This window comes from Streptomyces sp. NPDC014882, from assembly GCF_043081325.1.
Lineage (GTDB): Bacteria > Actinomycetota > Actinomycetes > Streptomycetales > Streptomycetaceae > Streptomyces.
In genome coordinates, this window is the sequence record NZ_JBIBWL010000002.1 from 602,903 (window position 1) to 618,559 (window position 15,657).

Below are 15,657 nucleotides of genomic sequence, written 5' to 3' on the forward strand. Positions count from 1 at the left end.
CGAGGACTCCACATGAGTGACACCCCGCCCTCCGTTCTCCTTGCGATCCACACCGACGCACTGGCGGGCATGAAGAGCGCGCCCCGCCATTTCGGGAAGTCGGCCGCCTTCGCCGCCGAGGAGGACCACCCGGACGCCGACCTGAGCGAGGAGCTGTTCCACACCCACCTCGTCAGCGGCGACGAGTCGCTCAGAGCGCTCTGGAGCCGTCACCTCACGGCCTGGGACTTCGTCGAGGACCCGCACTGGGCGTCCACCACCCCTGCCCGCACCGACGAGCGCCGCGCAGCCGTGTACGACAGGCTCCAGCTCGGCAGCGATGTGCGAAAGGCGCTGGACGACGCCGTACCCGTGGCGAAGATCCCTGGCCCCACCGTGATCACGCGCGAGTTCACCCCTTGGTACACCCCGGAGCGAGCGGCTGCCCGCTCCTTCTACTGGACGTCGTACGAAGGAAAGCTCCGCGCCAAGGGGTGGTCGGACACCGCGGTCGCAAGCCTCGACGAAGCGAGCCGGGCGGTCGTGGAACGCCTGACCGATCCGGAACAACCTGCCGCCCGGCAGGCGAAGGGCTTGGTCGTCGGGTATGTGCAGTCCGGCAAGACGGCCAACTTCACGGGTGTCGCCGCCAAGGCCATCGACGCCGGCTACCGACTCGTCATCGTGCTGGGCGGCACCCTCAACCTGCTGCGCGCTCAGACCCAGCGCCGACTCGACATGGAGCTGATCGGGCAGGAGAACATCCTGCGGGGCGCGGACGTCACGGACCTCGACTCCCTCGTGGGTGTGGACTACGTGGGGGACGACGACGCGGACTGGGAGGACTTCGTCCGGCACGGAGCACGCCCGTCCGTCCTCGGCGCGTTCGACATCGAGCGTCTGACCACTCGCGACAAGGACTACAAGAGCCTCGCCCAGGGCATCCGGGCGCTCGAGTTCGAGAAGCGGGAACCGACCCGTCCCCTGCATGATCCGGCGAACCTCCACCACACCGCCGCCCGCGTCCTGGTGGTGAAGAAGAACAAGGCCGTCCTGACCAAGCTGGTCAAGGACCTCAAGCAGATCCACGGACTGCTGGGCGAACTGCCCACCCTGATCATCGATGACGAGTCCGACCAGGCCTCCGTCAACACTCTGGACCCGAAGAAGTGGGAGCAGGGCAGACCCGAGCGCACGGCCATCAACGGGCTGCTTTCTCAACTTCTAGAGCTGCTCCCGCGCGCGCAGTATGTGGGCTACACGGCGACGCCCTTCGCCAACGTCTTCATCGATCCCGGCGACGACGGGGACCTCTTCCCCAACGACTTCCTGATCTCGCTTCCCCGCCCCTCGGGATACATGGGAGCTCAGGACTTCCACGATCTGGACTCGGCGATCCCAGCAGAGGAGCGTACGTACGCCAACTCCCAGCAGAAGGCGCACATCCGGGACGTCTACGAATCCACGGGTGACCGGCTACAAGAAGCAATGGACTCCTTCGTGCTGTCCGGAGCCCTCAAGTTGTACCGAGCCGATCACGGAGTACCTGACGGCCCGTTCCGTCACCACACGATGCTCGCGCACCAGTCAGTGCGGAAGGACGATCACGCGGATCTCGCGCTGCGGATCAATTCGATGTGGCATCAGGCGGGTTATAGCTCGGCTGCCGGCCACGACCGCCTCGCCGCGTTGTGGGCCTCGGACTTTGCTCCGGTCAGTGAGGCGCACGCTTCAGACCTCCCCTCTCCCGCCAGCTACGAAGTGCTGCGTCCCTACGTAAACGCCGCACGCCAGCGCATCGGATCAGGCGGTCAGCCGGTCATCGTCGTGAACGGCGACTCGGACCGCTACTTCGATCAACTCAACCTGGACTTTGACCGGACGCCACATGTCTGGAAAATCCTGGTCGGTGGCACGAAGCTCTCCCGTGGCTTCACCGTGGAAGGCCTGACGATCACCTACTACCGGCGCACCACCCAGCAGGCAGACACCCTGATGCAGATGGGCCGCTGGTTCGGCTTCCGGCCGGGATATCGAGATCTGGTCCGTTTGTACATCGGTCGTGAAGAACTCATCGGCAAGAAGACCGTCGACCTCTATGAGGCCCTTGAGGCGATCTGCCTGGACGAAGAACTCTTCCGAGCTGAGCTAGCTCGCTATGCCCCACTGGTAGATGGCAGCCCGCAAGTTACACCAGCTCAGATTCCGCCTCTCGTCACGCAGCACCTTCCGTGGGTGAAGCCCTCAGCCCGTAACAAGATGTTCAATGCGCAGCTCATTGAGGTAAGGTCACCCGGCCAGCCAATCGAGCCTGCGGCATACCCTCTAGACTCAAGGATCACTGCACGCAATACGCAACGCTGGCGGTCTGTGCTGGCCAATTTGAGCGGTTCGTCCACTACGTGCCGTATCCAGGTGGACAACACCACTCACTTGTCTCGTAGCTTTCAAGCAGCCAAAACTGTCGTACTACACGCCGAACTGCTGGGCATCCTGAGCTCTCTTGAGTGGGAGGGCGCAAATGTTATGGCTCCGCACCTCACCTATCTCTCACAACTGGACGGCCGACTGGCCCGGGTCGACGACTGGCTTGTACTCGCACCACACCGTGCGGAAAGCCGTCGGATCGAGGCAACACTGTTGGGCCATGGACCCTTCTCGTTGTTCCGCCGTAGCCGCCAGACGGGGAAGGCGTTCGGGCGCATCTCAGGTCTCGAACACCGCTCCTATGCTCAGCACCTGATTGACACCGCGCAAGCAAATACAACAGCAGTTGGCCCATCGGGTATCGGCCCTCACCGTGGCGTGGTCCTGCTCTACCCTGTGGTCGAATCCGCAACCGACGCAGAGGTCGAGACTGTCGCAGCAGGAGGTGCAGCAGACGCTTCCCAAGTGACCTTGGCGTTCACTGTCATCCCGCCGCGTTCGGCGATCGACTCCAAGCGTCAGCTCGTACGCTTCCAGGCCAAGGACTCAACTCGGCGTGACGTCGCTATCGTTGAAGCCACCCAGGACTGACCGCCGAGCAGGGCTCATGGCTCGCTAGAAGAGGACGGACATTGCTTCCATTCGAGGAAGACATCAGGGCCGCTACACGAATCTCCCATCACCCCCTTAGGCAAAATGACCCTGAACTCGTGAAGGTGCACGAGCGAATCCTTTCCCTGGACCCCTCCGGACAGCGGTTCGCTTCGGTCCTCCGCGACACCATCGACCAGTTACTCAACGGTGAGGTCACCGGACGCTACGACTGGAAGACCCTGTTCAAGACGGAAAAGACCCACGCTGGCACTCTGGTTGAGATCAACTTGCAGCGAGAATTCAGGTTCCATGACGGCGTGAACATGGACTATGAGATCGCAGGGGTCGACGTTGACTGTAAGTACTCACAGCAGTTCGGCGGCTGGATGATTCCGCCTGAGGCGGTGGGACACGTATGCCTGTTGGTGTGGGCCGACGACTACAAAACTCGCTGGAGCGCCGGTCTCCTTCGCATACAGCACGAGTGGCTCAATGGCGGCAACAACAGAGATCTCAAGCTCACCGTCAAGGCTGAGCACCGCAACAAGATTCACTGGCTCTGGCAGGACGCCAAGCTGCCAGAGAACGTTCTCCTTCACCTCGATCCAGGTACTCGATCAGCGATCTTGTCCCATTCTTCCGGTCAGCGCCGGGTTAACGAGCTCTTTGAGCGCGTGCAGATGAGGCGAATCGGCAGAGGAGTGGTCCGCACCGTCGCCCAGCAGTACGACTACATGGCCCGAGTACGCGAGGCCCCGGGGCGAGCGCGCACTGTCCTGAGAAAGCGCGGGATCCTCATCCCCGGCCACTACAGCAAACACCAAGCTGTCGCCCGCACTCTTGGCGCACCTATACCACAGGTCGGCGAGCTCGTCAGCTTCCGGGTTGCCGAAGCTAAACCCCATCACGGAGATCGACCGCGAGTAGAGCTTGACGGACGTGAATGGGTCCTCGCTAAGCCTATCGATCCAGTAGAAGCAGGCCCATTCCTTCCAAAACACACTGCCACCTGAGCAAGCTTAATAGTAAATTAAACCTATACCCAACTCATTGTCCTCAAAATTTAAAGGAAGGTGGAAAACGAGAAACAGCTCGCCGACTGGGAGGAATGTGTCAAGCCGCGACGGGTACTACCGTACGAACAACTCACTGAGACACTGATCCGATGATGATGAGACCGGCAGAGAGCGACGAACCAAAAGCGGGTTCCCCATCGGCTTGGGTGCCGCCAGAGGGATCTTGGGCCTCGTCCCCCGCCCGCCGCAGGAACATGCAGGCCATCCGAAGCAGGGATACCAAGCCAGAGTGGCTGATCCGGAGACTCGTGCACGCTCAAGGTCTGCGATACCGAGTGGCGGCTAAGCCTCTGCCAACACTCCGCCGAACGGCTGACATGGTCTTCGGGCCGACGAAGGTGGCTGTCTTCATCGACGGATGCTACTGGCACGGCTGCCCCGAGCACTACGTACCGCCGAAGACCAATCCAGGCTATTGGTCAGACAAGGTGGCTCGGAACATTGCCCGCGACCGGGACACCGACCAGCGGCTGAAAGAAGCCGGCTGGACGGTGCTCCGGTTCTGGGAGCATGAACCGGCCACAGAGTGTGCAGCCCGGATCAGTTCAGAGGTCGCCAAAAAGCGTACTTCTACTCCCACAAATAGCAAGCAGGAACAGTAATCACTTCTTCTTGCTCTCCCGCTCGCGCGCGGCCCTCAAGACCTCTGCGATTGACTTACCCACCGCTTTGGCTACGGGCGGCGGGAAAGCATTGCCTACCTGCCGGTACTGCGCGGTCTTGCCACCCGCAAACTGCCACTCCGGAGGGAAGCCCTGAATGATCGCAGCCTGCTGCACAGTAAGCATCGGCCCCTCCGCACTGAAGAGGTCGCGCTCTTCAGTGCCCTTCTTCCTGCATGTTTCGGGATCGTTGGCCACACCCAGGCCATTGACCCCAAGGTGCTTCCACGCTGCTTTTGCGCGGCTAGGACCAAGATCTGCGCCACCGTGCTTCTTGGACCCACCGACCAGCGTCGGCGCGATACCGCCGCCCCTTTCAAGGAGCTCTTGATGACGGCCCTGCGCCGTTCGGAGCCAACGGTCATACGCCGCACGAGCCCGCTCAGCATGAGCACCGTTGAGGTACGGCTTGTACCGGGCGTGCATCGACACCTTCAGCGCCTCAGCAACGCTGACGTGTTCATCGTGCGTTCCAACTGGCCACTCGTACTTGACGTCCTTCAAGACGTCTTCATGGAAAGCAACCAAGATGGCACGGGGGCGGAGCTGCGGAACTCCGAAGTCACTAGCCTCCAGAACGGCCCACTCGCACACCTTGTAACCAAGACCGTCTTCCCAGACGACCTGGCCATCGTCGCCTCGGTACGAGCCTCCCTGGATCTTCGCCTTGATGAAGTCGCGGTAGTCGTCGAACTTCGGGTCCATGATCCCCCGCACGTTCTCGATCATCACGGCCCTGGGCTTCAACTCGTCAATGAGTGCCAGCATCCGCGGGAAGAGATCACGTTCGTCGGCCTTGCCGAGTTGCTTGCCGGCATGCGAGAAAGGCGGGCACGGAACGCCGCCTGCCAGAAGGTCTAGGCCGCGCCGCTGGAGCAGTTCCGCGCTCTTCCGCAGATGCTTGTCCCGGCTGAAGTCGTTGACGTCCGTCGGCGGCAGAACGTCGCAGTTCTCCTTCTCCCAGACCCACTCAGGGTGGGACCCGACGTTCGTCTCCAGTGTCTTGGCTGCATAGGGATCGATCTCCACCAGGGCAAGGTGACCGAACCCCGCCTGATGCAGTCCAATCGCCTGCCCACCCGCTCCGGCACAGATCTCGATCGAGGTGAACTCAGGCTCCTCGATTCCTTGCTCAGGGTCGTTGGGTTGGTTAGTGCGGGTCATGCACCCTCCTTACAGCCGTACAGCGGCGGACACATTTTGCCATCCGCCAACACTGAGGGTGACAGACCCCACTGACAACGAGACTCTCCCGAGAGAGCAGCACGCCCCGCGGTTCGTTGGACACCTCGTCCGCCACACCGAACACTCATACGATACGGCCCATGCGGATACCTTCCTGGACTGAGGACGAGCTGCTGCTCGCCGGGGCGCTCGTTGTGAAGAACGGCTGGCGAGAGCTGCGGACCAGTAACCCGCAGGTACACGAGCTGTCGGAGCTGCTTCGCTCGCTGCCGATCCACGGACCGGAAGCGCTCACACTGCCCAGCTTCCGGTCTCCTGACAGCGTCAGCCGCAAGACCACCGACTTCATGACCAACCACGGGCACTATGCCGGCAAGGCCACCCGGTGCGGCAAGCCCACTCTGCTCATGATCGAAGCCTTCACCAAGCGTGAGAGCGACATGCTCCAGGCCGCGCAGGCCATCGAAGACGCCATCGGCACGGGCGAGCTGCATCTCATTCCCCCGCAGCCCGACGAAGTCGACGAGAGCGGCTTCAGCGCCATCGAAGGACGTCTCCTTGTTCGGCGCGCGCTCGCTCGTGAGCGGAACCCCAAGCTCCGCGCCCGCAAGATCGACCAGGTACGGCGGCGCGGCGGCCCCCTCCAGTGCGAAGTATGTGACTTCGATTTTGCTCGTGCCTACGGGGACCTGGGCGAGGGCTACATCGAGGTGCACCACGTCACACCTCTCCATACCTTGGGAACGCGGGAGACCAAGCTCGACGACCTGGCATGCCTGTGCGCCAATTGCCACCGCATGTGCCACAGGTGCCGTCCCGGAGAATCCTGGCGCACGCCGACTGCTCTCCGGGAAAGGATGCGCAAGACCGCTGAGGAAGGCGCTCATTAGGCGGCATCCACTTCGGCTTCGTAGTGCATCTGCGCACGGTCGAGGATGTCGTCCGGATCATGCCCACTGGCGGCGGTCCAATGGAGCAAGTCTGCGATCAAGGCCACCGCGGACTCCGCCAGTGCTCCGTTACCCCCTCTCCCCTCTAGAGCAGTGGCCCGGCTCGCACCTTGATAGTTCTCCAGCACTGCCGCAGCCCGCTCGATGTGGGGGCAGGCGTACACCAAGCCAGTGGCGATCTCACACCAGACCGCCTTACCCACCGTCGTGAGAATCGCGCCCCAGTCGGCTGCCAGCGCGGCCACCATGTGCAGCCCGCGGCCGCACACCTCGTCACAGTCCGCGACCTTCGGTGACGGCAGTGCCTGACTCTTGTCGTGGACTTCGAGCCGTAGCCGTTCTCCCCGCCATTCGAGGATCAACGTCGCTGACGCACCCTCGCCGACATGTTTGACGACATTGGTGGCCAGTTCCGTTACCAGCAGTTCCGCCTCGTCGATCGCTACGGGCGTGCCCCACTGACTCAGTTGCTTGGATGCGGCTCGCCTTAGCAGACCCACTTCTGCCGGTGCCGCCTCGAAGGGCAGCACGCATCGAAGCCTTGGCTCGGCGAATTCGTAGCCGGACATGACCACTCCTCCCTGCATGCCACGCACATGCTGCGCCTGCCGTATCCGTACGACTGCACTGCGTAGCGGTCCGAAAGAGAGCATGGCATGGAGAAGTCTCGTTGTGTAACTTCTCATCAGACTCCATCGAGTGAATCCAATGGTCGGGCCCTCTCCCGCTGCCTAGCCTGATGGGGATCTCCGGGCTCCGTCGCCCGGCGTATGGCGAAGGAGCCACATGTCCGACCGGACCACTACCCGTCGGCGTCAACTCGGCGCGATGATGCGCAAGTTGCGCGCTCGCAAAGGGCTCACTCTCGAGGAGGCCGGGCGTCTCGTCGGCGTATCCAAGGCAACGGTGAGCCGGTACGAGACGCAGGCCGGCCCGGTCAAGTGGCTGGTGGTCGACGCTCTGTGCCGCGAGTACGACGCAACTGAGGCTGAGCGCCGGGCCGTCGTCGCCATCGCCAAGAACGCCAAGCAGCAAGGCTGGTGGAGTTCCTTCTCCGACTCCATCCCGGAGAGCATGAACCTGTTGCTGACGCTGGAGGACGAGGCGGTACGCGAGAGCCACTTCGCGTGCGTCTACGTCCCCGGGCTCCTGCAGACCCGCGCCTATAGCACTGCGCTGCAGAAGGCCAACGAGATCCCCCTGGAGGCATCGGAGATCGACCGCCTGGTCGACATCCGCATGAAGAGGCAGGAGATTCTCACCCGCTCGAAACCACTGCGTCTATGGGCGATCCTCGATGAGTCGGTGATCCGACGAGTGGTCGGATCACCGGAGATCATGCGGGACCAGCTCGACCGGCTGCTTGAGGCGAACGAGTCGCCTCACATCACGCTCCAGGTGCTGCCCTTCGCCAAGGGCGCGCACGGCGCCTCACTGGGGAGCTTCGTCATCATCGGCGGCCCTGAACCGGCCCTCGACGTGGTCTACGTTGACTTCCACACCGGCTCCCTCTTCCTGGAGAAGGACGAGGAACTCGATCGATACAGACTTGCGTTCGAGTATCTCCAGGCGCAAGCGTTGGACTTGGAGGCTTCCTCGTCCCTGATCCACCGCATCCGCAAGGAGCTGTGAATGCCCCTCAGCCATCACCCCGGCTTCGAGCCCACCTGGTTCAAGTCCTCGTACAGCGGCGCTAACACGACGGAGTGCGTGGAGACGGCCTTTGTGCCCGCAGGTGTGCTTGTACGCGACTCCAAGTCTCCAGGCGGTCCCCGCGTCGCGGTGTCAGCCGAGGCGTGGCAGAGGTTCGTGGGAGTCTCCGGGCTGTGCGACGCGGGATCGTAGCCGAACGTTCCCTGGACCCGTCCAACACGGTGACGTGAAGGTCGAACCGCTGGCCTATGTTGTGCGCCAGCGGGGGAATCACACCGCGACGGGCAACGACCGTAGCCGCTCCTGGAACTCCCGGACGGCTGGCACCGACTGGTGTGGCCCCAGCCGTTCGGAGAATTCCTTGAGCCGGTCGACAGCTCGCACGGAGCTGACGTTGCCTTCCAGAAGCTCCGCGCCGTAGTTCGCGGCGTCGAGTGCCCCTTCCAGGTCGTTGCCGGCAAGACGCGCCTCGGCCAGGCGGCTGGACCGGACGGCCTTGTCTCGTGGCGCGGCGTTCTTGACGGAGTTCTCCAACGAGCTGGTGGCACGTTCCACCTGGCCCGAACGCAGCATGACCTTGCCCTCGGTCGACTTCAGCTGGGCTTCGCCGTACCAGTTGAGCCAGTCAGGGGACTCGTCTTCCGTACGGCGGTCCCAGAGGGAAACGGCGTGATTCAGAGCCGATCCGGCTTTCTGGTGATCGCCGTCCCGGGAGAGCGCCTCGGCTTGGTGCAGGTAGAGGAACGATTGGGTGTACTCAGGCAGTGTCCGGGGAGCATTGTCGATGGCGGTCGAGATGAGTTCGACCCGCTCCGCCGTCCTCCCTGCCTCGGAAACGTGGACACCCATCTCCGCAAGGACGAAGGCGCCGAAGGCGTCGTCTCCTGCGGTGCGGGCGCTACGAAGGGCGCCTACGTAGTACTGCTGACCGGCTGACCGCAAGCCTGCGTCGTAGGCCATCCACCCCGTCAGATGGGACACCTGGGCCGCCAGACTGTACAGGCGGCTTCCGGTTTTTTCTGTGTAACGGCCGGCACTGAGGAGACCGGAGATCAGAGCGAGGTCGCCTCGCGCCTGCTCCAGAAGCCGGGCCCCGCCGAGCTGGTCATCGAGCGTGCGCAGTGTGCCGATGCGCTGCTCAATGGTTGTGACCATCTGGTCCGTGACACGGTCGCCGTCGAGCGCTGAGGCGAACGCTGATGGCGCTTCAGCCCAGTTCGCGGCAAGGCCCGCGAGTGCGGCGCCCGTGATGGTGAGAAATCCCCGACGGTCCATACGGCCACTCCCAACCAGATCAGCCAACGCCTCAACGGTACCGGCCTCGTTCCAGGGAGCGGCAATTCCTTTCACCTCCCAAACAGGGAGCCAGCGCGGCCATCCCGCAGCAACGACCTCCTCGTACGGGAGACACAGCAAGTCGCCGAGCACACGCTGAGCGTCCGCATCAGGCTCCTGACCATGCTCCCACTTCCACACAGTCGTGCGATTGGTTGCCAGTGGGACGCCGAGCAGAAGGCCGCGCGCTCGCATGAGCCGGGCGAGTTCTGCCTTCCCCCATCCGTTCAGTTGGCGAACGAACGCCAGTGGATGGCCTGCTAACGGTTCATCAGGCACGCCATCACTCCCGTCTCCCTAGCAGGGCGTAGCCATGAGGCTACTCGCCGTATGAGCTTCCAGTCGGGTGCCGTTCGGGAAGAGAAACCCCTCAGAAACGTTCCGAACACACGCCGAACGGCCGTTGACTGGCTGCGGTTCTCGGTGAACCGTCCGGGCGCCGCACCGCATGGAAGTTGCTCCGCTTCATGACACAGCCGAGCACTTCGCATGTCGTATGCCTCGGGCTTGAAGAACCCCGAAGAGGAAGGAGCACAAGGTGGTTGAGAGCGCGATGCCGCCGCCGTCCCGAAGTGGACTCCTGGTCGCGGTGGAGGAACTGACCGCTGTCCACGACCGGTACGACAGCCTCCGGTCCGACAACGCCGGCAGTTCAGGCGATGCGCCGTGGCCCGGTGGGGACGGAAACCTGCACGACGGCGAGTAACAGCGAGCGGCGGGGGCTTGCAGGTTCCGACACGCGGGCTCCCGCCGCCTCTGCGCCACGTGGTCGAAGTCATGAGGAGGCAGTGATGGAACATCGGTTGATCGCAGCTATCGAAAGGGCGCTCGGGTGGAAGGGAGCGGAGGGTCTCGGAAGGGACTTCGTGCGTGGAAGCCTCAGCGACCCGGAAATGGTGTCGCGCATTCTGACCCCGAACCGCATGCTCGATGTCGCCATGCGCAGGAGTCTGAACCGCCCGCAGTTCCGGGTTTTCCGTGAGGGCGAAGAGGTGCACCCGGCCGTCTACTTCACCGACAGCGTCAGCCCCCGGGGTCAGAGCATCCCGATGGTCAACATGCGCAGTCTGGGCAGGCTTCTGCGCGATGGGGCAACGGTCATTCTTGACCAGGCCAACGTCTTCGACGCGACAATGGAAGTCACGTGCCGGGCGTTGCAGTGGTGGTCGCAGGAACGGGTACAGGTCAACGCCTATCTGACCACCAACGAGGCATCCGGGTTCCCGCTGCACTGGGACGATCACGACGTGCTGATCGTCCAGCTCGCCGGGGAGAAGGAGTGGGAGGTACGGGGGACCTCTCGGCCGGTGCCCATGTACCGCGACGCTGACCCCAACAGCACTCCCAGCGAGGAGATCGTCTGGTCCGGGGTGATGGAGACCGGCGACGTGATGCACATTCCCCGAGGGCACTGGCACCAGGCGACCCGCAGCGGCCACGGATCAGGTAAGAGCCTTCACGTCACCTTCGGCATCACCAAGCGCACGGGAGCGAGCTGGCTCGCATGGCTCGGCGACTGGTGTCGCGAAAGCGAGATCTTCCGGCGTGATCTTGACCGTCGGCACGGGAATGACGTCGCGTCCCTGACCGATGCAGCGACCCGGCTGATCAGTGAGCGGCCCCCTGCCGACTTCCTGGCCGCGTACGGAGAGACAATGCCTCTTCCCAGGCATGTGCCCTTCCTTGACATCTTCGGGCAGCTGGACGCCGTGGTGTGCACCACCCACTTCGCTCCCCAGATCCGTGAGAACGAGCAGAACGTCGATGTGTTGGCGTCGGGCAAGAGGCTCACGTTCGCGGCAAAGGCCCTGCCCTCTCTTCGCCTCCTGCTGAGCGGCGCACCGGTCCGTCTGGATCAGGCAGCGCCGATCGTTGGCGCCGAAGTGACGGAGATCGCCAGAGTGCTGGTGGAGGAGGAGTTGTGCGCGTCGCTGACCCCCGAGTTGTTCTCGGGTTACACCGGTCTCGTCACCAACGCCGCCTCCTGACCGGAGCATTGGATCTGGGCGTGACCGCGATCGACACCAGCACCAACTACCTCGGATTCCTCTCGCATGAAACCCTGGCGAGAACGGCCGGCGACCTGTTGCCGAGTTTCACGGTCTCCACGAAAGTCGGCTACTTCCCGAGTCCGGGCAGAGCAAAGCATTCCCTCGCCCCCTCCCGACTGCGTGCGGCCGTGGAGGATGCGGTCCGGGATCTCGGACGCGAGCCGGACGTCGTATTCCTACACAACCCGGAACACTCACTCCGAGGGGATGCCTGCCGTGACCGGGAAGTCCTGGCCCGTGCGTGTGCCGCCCTGAGCGACACAACAGCCAAGGGACTGTGCGGCGCTTGGGGGATCGCGACTTGGAACCCCTCCCCGCTACTGGGCCTGATCGATGGGACCGGGCCGAGGCCCTCCGTGCTCATGGTCCGTGCCGGCCTCCTGGTGGGGGCAAGAACGCTCGATGCCGCGGACAGACTCTCTGGGATCTGGGATCTTGATCACGAAATGATTTGGGGCATGAGCCCCTTCGGAGGCAGCACGAGCGACCCTCTATGGGAGAAGGTCGACCCTCGCATCTTCCTCCGCGATGGTGAGGTCCTCTCTCACGTGCAGGCAGCCTTCCGGGCCGCCTATCTCCTCCCCCGGGTGGGCGCCGTCGCCGTAGGCTCTGATGAGCCCGCTCACTTGGGCGAGTTGATCGAGGCGCTGGCCTGTGCGGCCGATGAGCGGGTCATCAACGAGTACCGGCGCCTTCTCCGTGACCGGCTACACGGTCAGGCCTCCTGAAGCTCTGCGACAACCTGCTCCGCCATGCGGCGTGCCGATCCCAACCGAGGGTCCTCAGGGTGCGCCTCCGGCCCGAGGATCTTCGAGCAGACGAACAGGGTCATCAGTTTGCCGTCTCGGCTCTCGAAGTCGCGGCGCCGCTCGTGCCTGACGCGGTCCGCCAGAGCCGGGACGGCGAGCGAGCTCGCCCACAGGGTCGCGGAGTCCAGGCCTCGCGGTGCGGTCCCCCAGTCCTCCCAGTCGAAGAGGCAGAAGGTGGGCGCGGTCATGTTGGCCCAGTTCAGATCCGCGTGTGCTGGAACCCACCGCTCCACGGTCGTGTCGAAGTCGCCGGGAAACGCGGTACGGATGGACTCGGTGATCAGCTCCTGCGTGATGGCGACCGTGTCCGGCGTGGCGACTCGCGTCGTGTGCTGCGCGGCGAGGGCGTCCAGCGAGACGCTGAGGTCCCGCCACCAGTTGTCCGCCAACTGTGGGGCGTCACCCAGCACCGCCGTACCCACCGGCGCTCCGGGCAGCAAGTCGGTCTCGTCGGCGCGCCACATCGCGGACTCGTCAGGGTCTCGCCAGACCACACATGACTGCCAGGCCGGCTGGGCGATGTTTTCCAGACGCGCGGCACATTCGGTGCCGTTCCATCCCTGGTCGCCGATCTTGTCCAGCGAGCGGCGCTCAACCCGGACCCACGTGTCGCGGTTCGTCCTTGCGCCGACGGAGCGCCGCTTGCGCACCACGGTGTCCGCGGCCAAGCGAACCTGGAGCGCCCGCTCGACGCGATGAAGAATTTCATCCACCGGCCGAACTCGTAGATCGACAGTGCGACCAGCGGTGTCCGAGAGCGACATGACAGTGACGGTAGCAGCGGTCCGACAGTTGGATGGTAACCATCCCGCACCACCAATCGCGCTCCCCAATCCGTTCTCCTGAAGAGAAGGCGAAAGGTCTATGACACACACGACCCCCTGGCAGCAGCGACTGTCCACCGGCACGGAAGACATCCAGGACGAGGTGATCCGCTGGTACCAGCGGACGCGGTACGGCAAGGCGTTCGTGCCCACCATGATCTGGGGCACGCTGCAGACCGAGGCGTACGCCACCGTGATCCTGCGGCAGGTCGTCGAGTTCCTCGGGGTTCCCGACGATGTGCCGGCCGGAGTCGCCAAGCGGATGGAGCGGCAGCAGGTCCTCTACGACGGGGAGCACCGGTACGACGTCGTCATCGGTGAGCAGGGGCTGTACACGAACATCGGTGGGCCGTCGGTCATGCGCGGGCAGATGGAACGGCTCCTTCGTGACATCAGCCTTCCCTCACTGAACCTCGGGATTCTTTCCAGCACCGCCGCGATGGCAGTGATCCCCAAGCCCGCGTTCAGCATCTTCGAGACGGACGAAGGACGCCGTGCCGACTACGAACTCGTCTCCCGAGGAGTAGACATCACCGATCCGTCCGAAGTCGCCCTCCACGACAAAGCCTTCGACGCCATCAGCGACGCGGCCTCCTACGGGGGTGCAGCCGAGGAACTGATCTCGAAGGCCCTCGACCACTGGAGCCGGTGACTCGCCCGGTGAGGGCGGTGCAGCCTGCCTTGGCATCAAGCGGCCCACGGCCACCCGGCCTTGCTCAACGTGGCGGTTCCGGGGCGAGGTTCGGTTTGCCGCCCCGGCTCTCGTCGTCGCGGCGTCGCACCTGCCTGAGGACGCCGGTCAGGAGGCGGACGGTTCGATCTCCCCCGCGAAGACGATGACCTGGTCGATGAGGCTGCGCCGCAGGTGGACGACGTCCGTTCCCGTCAGGCGGGGGCCTCCGTCCGGCGTGGTGAAGACCCACCGGTACCGGGCCCACTCGTCCGGCATGTCCACCGCCGAGCAGCGCACCATCGTGCCGGTGCCCGCCGGGTGGCGCCGGATGTCCAGCACGAACCGCTCGACCGCCTCGATCCCCTCGCTGCGGCCCAACGGGCCCCAGAAGACCACGTCCGAGGTCAGGGCCTGGGAGAGCAGTGCCGTCACACCGCTGTCGTCCGAGGCGTTGAACGCGGAGATGAACGTGTCGATCGCGGATCGTGCGGTCTCTTCCTGCATGCACTACTCATACCAGTCGCCTCGCGGCGGTACGCCCCGTTCCTCCGGGCCCTGTCCGGCGCGTCCGGCGGCGGTCGGTACCGCGGCCTCTCCCCCGGCCCCCGGCTCCCTGTCGCCGGCGGCGGGTTCGCCGTACGCCGGCGACGGCGGCTCCGTGGACGGGGGAACGCGGTCAGGCCGTGCGGGCGGCCAGTTCCGCGCGGCCGAACAGCAGGGCGTAGCCGGGCGGGAGCCGGGTGAGGACGCGGTCGGTCAGGGCGTCGCCGATGCGGGGCGGCAGGGCGCCGAGGACCGAGCCGGCGTGCCAGCGGGCCGTGGCGGGGGTGGCGCCCTCGATGCGGGTGGCGATCGTGTCGACGAACTCCCGCGCCGAGCGGGGGCGGAGGGCGGGGACCTGGGAGGCGATCAGCGCGGCCGCCTTCCCCGGGAGCGCGCGGGCCAGGGCGACGCGTTCCTCGCCGGTCAGCTGGCCGCCCAGTGCGGTCAGGACCGTGCGGGTGACGTGTTCGGCCTCGGTGGTGGTCGGGTAGTGGCCCGACTCCCTGACGGCCGCGATCAGTTCGCTCCAGCCACTCCAGCCGTCGCGGTCGACGCGGTTGTCGTGGTCGACGTGGTCGACGTGGTCGTCGTGGTCGTCGTGGTCGACGTGGTCGTCGTGGTCGACGGCCGTCGCGCGTACGGACCGCTGCGGGGCCGGGATCACCGTTCTCGGCGTCTGCGCGGTGGTCGTCGCGGTCCTCGTCATCGTTCGGGCTCCTCCTCCAGGTGCGGGCCGGTCGGGTGCGGGCCGGTGGGATGCGGTGGGGTGCGGCGAGGGGCGGGCGCGTCCCGCGGGCCCCCGGGGGGGACCGGGGCCCCGGGCGGGGGGGGGGGGGGGGGCGGCACCCCCGGCTAAGCCTTCGGCCCCCCGCCCCCCCCGCCGAAAGGGTGCGGCG

General features: G+C 64.8%; 16 protein-coding genes. 10 read left to right on the forward strand and 6 right to left on the reverse strand.

Going from position 1 to position 15,657, the window contains the following annotated elements; translation table 11 throughout:
• Positions 1–12 precede the first annotated feature (12 nt).
• The 3 genes from ACF09K_RS07225 (at position 13) to ACF09K_RS07235 (ending at position 4,678) form a co-directional block, all read left to right on the forward strand.
• Complete coding sequence (locus ACF09K_RS07225) at positions 13–2,997, forward strand: Z1 domain-containing protein (RefSeq protein WP_392241503.1); 2,985 nt, start codon at positions 13–15, stop codon at positions 2,995–2,997.
• Between the two features lie 119 nt (positions 2,998–3,116).
• On the forward strand, positions 3,117–4,013 hold the full coding sequence (locus ACF09K_RS07230; protein WP_392241504.1) for a NaeI family type II restriction endonuclease: 897 nt from the start codon (positions 3,117–3,119) through the stop codon (positions 4,011–4,013).
• Positions 4,014–4,270: 257 nt separating this feature from the next.
• Positions 4,271–4,678, forward strand: a complete 408-nt coding sequence (locus ACF09K_RS07235) for a very short patch repair endonuclease (RefSeq protein WP_392241505.1) — start codon at positions 4,271–4,273, stop codon at positions 4,676–4,678.
• On the opposite strand, the gene ACF09K_RS07240 is transcribed toward ACF09K_RS07235, so the two are convergent.
• Entirely contained in the window at positions 4,679–5,902 is a 1,224-nt protein-coding gene (locus ACF09K_RS07240) for a DNA cytosine methyltransferase (RefSeq protein ID WP_392241506.1), read from the reverse strand.
• Between the two features lie 161 nt (positions 5,903–6,063).
• Between ACF09K_RS07240 and ACF09K_RS07245 the strand changes: the two genes are divergently transcribed.
• Positions 6,064–6,813 carry an HNH endonuclease gene (locus ACF09K_RS07245; protein ID WP_392241507.1) on the forward strand — a complete coding sequence of 250 codons (750 nt, stop codon included), beginning with the start codon at positions 6,064–6,066 and terminating at the stop codon, positions 6,811–6,813.
• Here ACF09K_RS07245 and ACF09K_RS07250 read toward each other — a convergent pair.
• The gene (locus ACF09K_RS07250; RefSeq protein WP_392241508.1) at positions 6,810–7,442 is read right to left on the reverse strand and encodes an ATP-binding protein; all 633 of its coding nucleotides are present in this window, start codon (positions 7,440–7,442) and stop codon (positions 6,810–6,812) included. The genes ACF09K_RS07245 and ACF09K_RS07250 overlap by 4 nt on opposite strands.
• Before the next feature lie 217 nt (positions 7,443–7,659).
• On the opposite strand from ACF09K_RS07250, the gene ACF09K_RS07255 reads away from it, so the two are divergent.
• On the forward strand, positions 7,660–8,505 hold the full coding sequence (locus ACF09K_RS07255) for a helix-turn-helix domain-containing protein (RefSeq protein ID WP_392241509.1): 846 nt from the start codon (positions 7,660–7,662) through the stop codon (positions 8,503–8,505).
• Entirely contained in the window at positions 8,506–8,718 is a 213-nt protein-coding gene (locus ACF09K_RS07260) for a DUF397 domain-containing protein (RefSeq protein ID WP_392241510.1), read from the forward strand.
• A 78-nt stretch (positions 8,719–8,796) separates the two neighbouring features.
• Here the strand turns inward: ACF09K_RS07260 and ACF09K_RS07265 are convergent, their stop codons facing one another.
• Complete coding sequence (locus tag ACF09K_RS07265; RefSeq protein ID WP_392241511.1) at positions 8,797–10,140, reverse strand: transcriptional regulator; 1,344 nt, start codon at positions 10,138–10,140, stop codon at positions 8,797–8,799.
• A 259-nt stretch (positions 10,141–10,399) separates the two neighbouring features.
• On the opposite strand from ACF09K_RS07265, the gene ACF09K_RS07270 reads away from it, so the two are divergent.
• From ACF09K_RS07270 to ACF09K_RS07280, 3 genes are all read left to right on the forward strand, one after another.
• Positions 10,400–10,567: a hypothetical protein gene (locus ACF09K_RS07270; protein ID WP_391014178.1), complete on the forward strand. Its 168-nt coding sequence runs from the start codon at positions 10,400–10,402 to the stop codon at positions 10,565–10,567.
• 85 nt (positions 10,568–10,652) lie between these two features.
• Entirely contained in the window at positions 10,653–11,849 is a 1,197-nt protein-coding gene (locus ACF09K_RS07275) for a JmjC domain-containing protein (RefSeq protein ID WP_392241512.1), read from the forward strand.
• Positions 11,783–12,640, forward strand: coding sequence for an aldo/keto reductase (locus ACF09K_RS07280; RefSeq protein ID WP_392241513.1), 858 nt, complete (start codon positions 11,783–11,785; stop codon positions 12,638–12,640). Before ACF09K_RS07275 ends, ACF09K_RS07280 begins: the two co-directional genes overlap by 67 nt.
• Here ACF09K_RS07280 and ACF09K_RS07285 read toward each other — a convergent pair.
• Positions 12,628–13,485, reverse strand: coding sequence for a hypothetical protein (locus ACF09K_RS07285; RefSeq protein WP_392241514.1), 858 nt, complete (start codon positions 13,483–13,485; stop codon positions 12,628–12,630). The two genes, ACF09K_RS07280 and ACF09K_RS07285, sit on opposite strands and share 13 nt — an antisense overlap.
• Positions 13,486–13,585: 100 nt before the next feature.
• Between ACF09K_RS07285 and ACF09K_RS07290 the strand changes: the two genes are divergently transcribed.
• Positions 13,586–14,197: a DUF5753 domain-containing protein gene (locus ACF09K_RS07290; protein WP_392241515.1), complete on the forward strand. Its 612-nt coding sequence runs from the start codon at positions 13,586–13,588 to the stop codon at positions 14,195–14,197.
• 147 nt (positions 14,198–14,344) lie between these two features.
• Here the strand turns inward: ACF09K_RS07290 and ACF09K_RS07295 are convergent, their stop codons facing one another.
• Positions 14,345–14,722 (reverse strand): nuclear transport factor 2 family protein, encoded by a 378-nt coding sequence (locus tag ACF09K_RS07295; protein WP_392241516.1) that lies wholly within the window; start codon positions 14,720–14,722, stop codon positions 14,345–14,347.
• A gap of 172 nt (positions 14,723–14,894) precedes the next feature.
• Complete coding sequence (locus ACF09K_RS07300; protein WP_392241517.1) at positions 14,895–15,467, reverse strand: DUF2267 domain-containing protein; 573 nt, start codon at positions 15,465–15,467, stop codon at positions 14,895–14,897.
• Positions 15,468–15,657 lie beyond the last annotated feature (190 nt).